This is a genomic window from Pseudomonas sp. CM27 (genome assembly GCF_013179515.1).
GTDB lineage: Bacteria > Pseudomonadota > Gammaproteobacteria > Pseudomonadales > Pseudomonadaceae > Aquipseudomonas.
Window position 1 is genome coordinate 1 of sequence record NZ_JABMCN010000380.1, and the last position, 3,204, is coordinate 3,204.

Sequence of the window (3,204 nt, forward strand, 5' to 3'; positions counted from 1 at the left end):
CGGCCCTGGCAAGCGCGCATAGGCCGGACCGGTCAGGGCCAGCCCGAGCGTGAGCAGCAAGATGAGCCAGCATCGCAGCATGGGGGAACGTGTCCGTGGTCGGTGGGCAGCATCCATGGTTTGCACCGCCAAGTGATAAATGACAGTAAAAGACCACGGCAACAGCATGAAGTTCTTGGTTTTTTCAGAAAAACGAGATGTTTGCTATGCTGGCCGCCCCGCGGCACGAGGTAGCACCATGCAACTGATCGATATCGGCGTCAACCTGACCAACAGCAGTTTCCGCGACCAACAGGCGACTATCGTCGAGCGCGCGCTCGAAGCCGGGGTAACGCAAATGGTGCTTACGGGCACCAGCCTGGACGTCAGCGAACAGGCGCTGGAACTGTGCCAGCAACTGGATCCGTGCGGCGCGCACCTGTTCGCCACGGCGGGGGTACACCCGCACGATGCCAAGGCCTGGGATGCCGGCAGTGAGGGCCGGTTACGGCAACTGTTGAACGAACCCCGTGTGCGCGCCGTGGGTGAATGCGGCCTGGATTTCAACCGCGACTTCTCCCCTCGCCCACTGCAGGAAAAAGCCCTGGAAGCACAGCTGGCCCTGGCGGCCGAACTGCGCCTGCCGGTGTTCCTGCATGAACGCGACGCCAACGAGCGCTTGCTGGCGATCCTCAAGGCGTACCGTGATCACCTGACCGGCGCAGTGGTGCATTGCTTTACCGGTGAGCGCGACGCGCTGTTTGCCTACCTGGACATGGACCTGCATATCGGCATTACCGGCTGGATCTGCGACGAACGCCGCGGTACCCACCTGCACCCGCTGGTAGGCAACATTGCCGAGGGGCGGCTGATGCTGGAGAGCGATGCGCCTTATCTGCTGCCGCGTAGCCTGCGGCCCAAGCCGAAGAGCGGGCGCAATGAACCGGCGTTCCTGCCCGAGGTGTTGCGCGAGGTGGCCTTGCACCGGGGTGAGTCGATCGAGCACACGGCGGCGCATACCACTGCCACTGCGCGGGCGTTCTTCCAGATCTGAAATCTGACCCGCCCTGCATGCGCGGGTTCACCCGCGAATGGGCCTGACCCGGCGGCCAGTTTCTCCTGGCCGCTCACCGCTGCCGCCGCCACCGCATTCGCGGGTAAACCCGCTCCCACAGGGATCACGCACGCTTTTTAAATTTTGCGCAAGACAGTTGTTCCTACAAGCTTTTGATGCATATCAACAAAGCCTCTGAATTGGACAGGCACAATGATGGCACCTTGCCAATATTGTTTCCGCTCAACTCAGAGAAGACCTGCCCATGGGTGCCTGGCTTAGCAATGTTTCCCTGAAGTACAAGTTCTGGGCCGTCAACGCGGTGGCCTTTGTCACGACCTTGCTGCTGGTGCTCTACGCCGTGCACCTTGAGCAACGCGCCCGCGCCGAAGCCGCCCAGGCACAGGCGGCGGCACAAGCCCAGCTGCTGGCGGCCTGGCCAGCTGGGCAAGCACTGCCGCAGCCGGCCAACGTCATCCGATGGTCCGCCGGGCAAACGCCGACCTTCGCCGGCAATGCCCTCGACGCCCTGCGTAACGGCCAGGGTTGGGTCGAACTGCCTGGCCCCTGGATCCTTGGCGACAATCCGCTGCGCGGCGCGCAGGTGCTACGCAACGGTGATCAGCAAATCGCCGTGCTGGCCCAGTCGCCAAGCCTGCGCCAGGTCTTCCTCGAGCGCTTCAGCAACTACGCGGTGTGCGTGCTGATCCTGATGCTGGCCATGCTTGGCGCCTCGCAGCTGCTGATCCGCTTCCTGCTCAGCCAGCTCAACACCCTCAAGGACGTGATGCTGCACGTGGAAAAAACCGGTGACCTGGCTGCCCGGGTACCCCTGGCCTGTGGCGACGAGGTCGGCCAGATGGCCGGGGCGTTCAACGCCATGCAGGCCACCTATCACCGCGTGGTCAGTACCGTCGCCCACACCGCAGCACAACTGGACTCGGGCGCCGCACGCCTGGCTGCCAGCATGAGCGACGTGCGCCACGGCATGCTCGGCCAGCAGAGCGAGACTGACCAGGCCGCCACAGCCATCAACGAAATGTCCGCGACGGTGCACCACATTGCCCAGCACGCCGGCGCCACCCGCGACCTGTCGCAAACCGCTGACACCCTGGCAGGCAGTGGCCAGGAGGTCGTCAGCCGGGTGCAGGATTCGATTTCCGGGCTGTCCAGCGGCGTGCAGCAAACCGCCGAAATGATTCGCCAGCTGGCCGAAGACAGCCAGAAGATCAACAGCGTGGTCAGCGTGATCCACAGCATCGCCGAACAGACCAACCTGTTGGCGCTCAACGCCGCCATCGAAGCGGCGCGCGCCGGTGACCTGGGCCGCGGCTTTGCAGTGGTGGCCGATGAGGTGCGTAACCTGGCCAGGCGCGTGCAAACCTCCACCGACGAGATCACCACAATGGTCTCGGCCTTGCAGTCGGGCACCCGCGATGCGGTGGAATTCATGCAGGAAAGTTCGTACAAGGCTGACGACTGCGTCAGGCAGGCCCAGGAAGCCGGTGCAGCGCTGGCTGAAATCACCGGCGCGGTGGCCCAGATGCGCGAAAGCAATACCCAGATTGCCGTGGCCGCCGAGCAACAAAGCCAGGTGGCCGAGGAAATGAACCGCGCCGTGGTGAGTATTCGCGACGTGACCGAGCAGACCGTGCAGCAGACGGTGGGCTCGGCAAACACCAGCAGCGAACTGGCGACCTTGGCGGGACAGCTGAACAAAGTCATTGGCCAGCTCAAGCTATAGTCGCGATAGGCCGGCTTGATTGGCCCCAGGCCGGCGGCAGCACTAAGCTTTGGGCATGACCGAGAGGATATGCCCATGAGCAAACGCCTGCCCAACCTGCGCGCCTGGCAATGGCGCGGCTACCACCATAATCACCGTCACCCGGCCAATCTGGTATTGCACCTGATTGCCGTGCCACTGTTCATCCTGGGTGCGTTGCTGGTGCTGTCCGGCCTGTTCGGCCTCGATCTGGGCCAACTGGCCGTTGGCATCATCGCCCTGATCGCCGGCCTGGGCCTGCAGCGCCACGGTCATCGCCTGGAGGCCGAGCAGCCCGAGCCGTTCGCCAATCGCCAGGACGCCGTGAAGCGGCTGCTGACCGAGCAGTTCATCACCTTTCCGCGCTTCGTGCTGAGCGGGAGCTGGTGGAAAGCCTGGCGGGAGCGGC

Annotated in this window: 3 protein-coding genes; all 3 read left to right on the forward strand. The window is 64.0% G+C overall.

Translation table 11 applies throughout. From position 1 onward, the window contains the following. Positions 1-238 precede the first annotated feature (238 nt). Positions 239-1,033, forward strand: a complete 795-nt coding sequence (locus HP547_RS28010; protein WP_172288713.1) for a TatD family hydrolase — start codon at positions 239-241, stop codon at positions 1,031-1,033. A gap of 265 nt (positions 1,034-1,298) precedes the next feature. Next, positions 1,299-2,777 carry a methyl-accepting chemotaxis protein gene (locus tag HP547_RS28015; protein WP_172288715.1) on the forward strand — a complete coding sequence of 493 codons (1,479 nt, stop codon included), beginning with the start codon at positions 1,299-1,301 and terminating at the stop codon, positions 2,775-2,777. A gap of 75 nt (positions 2,778-2,852) precedes the next feature. Next, the coding region (locus HP547_RS28020; RefSeq protein ID WP_172288717.1) for an Mpo1-like protein at positions 2,853-3,204 on the forward strand (352 nt) is incomplete at its 3' end.